Source organism: Streptomyces litmocidini (assembly GCF_014649755.1).
Classification (GTDB): domain Bacteria; phylum Actinomycetota; class Actinomycetes; order Streptomycetales; family Streptomycetaceae; genus Streptomyces; species Streptomyces litmocidini.
The window spans coordinates 1-830 of the sequence record NZ_BMTQ01000073.1 but is presented as its reverse complement, the minus strand read 5'-3'; the positions used below and the strand labels follow the sequence as shown (position 1 = coordinate 830).

Annotated in this window: 1 tRNA gene; it reads left to right on the top strand. The window is 25.2% G+C overall.

Features of this window, described 5'->3' with window-relative positions:
• Positions 1–135: 135 nt before the first annotated feature.
• Positions 136–209, top strand: a tRNA-Asp gene (locus IE180_RS37960).
• Positions 210–830 lie beyond the last annotated feature (621 nt).

The following is an 830-nucleotide window of genomic DNA, read 5'->3' as shown; positions in this document are numbered from 1 at the left end:
TAAATTTGAGCTAGGATTATATATGTTCGAATCATATCGACTCAGATTATATATATAAATATATACTCTATAAAAGATGAAATATATCTTTATTTTAAATATATATATATATTTGAAAGAGAAATATTTATAAAAGCATTAGTAGCTTAATTGGATAAAGCCTTATATTGTCACTATAAGAGATGTCAGTTCGAATCTGATGTAATGCGAATTTTAAGGATAGTTGGGCATTGGTAAGCCAACCTACTTGCTACGTAGTTAGCCTAGAGCTTTCAGCGTTCGAATCGCTGACTATCCGTATTTATTATATATATTTATATCTTATAAAATATTTATATTATCTGTAATATATATATATCCCTTTCTTCTTCTATATAATTAAATCCCTTCCTTTATTTGAAAAAGAATATATTAGGGTCCTCTTCTAAATAAAAAGTCAGTAATTATAAAAATTTTTAATATAAATATATTCCCGAATGGGATATATCACCCCCGGTGATCCGGGGGGTAAAATATAATATATTACTCCTTAAAAAGGTAGGAGGGGTAGGGATATATTTAAATCAGATATATATTTATATATTTAAGTATATTAGGTATTATATATATATATGGTATATAACATAATGGTTAATGTATATTACTACGGATAATATTATGTAAGTTCGAATCTTGCTATACCATTAATAAGCAGTATAATGTAATGGTAAACATATAAGGCTCATGACCTTAAAATGATAGTTCAATTCTATCTGCTGCGCTTAGGTATATATAAATATATTCATAAAAATAAATTAACTTTTAATTTTAGGAAATGGTAAAATAAATAT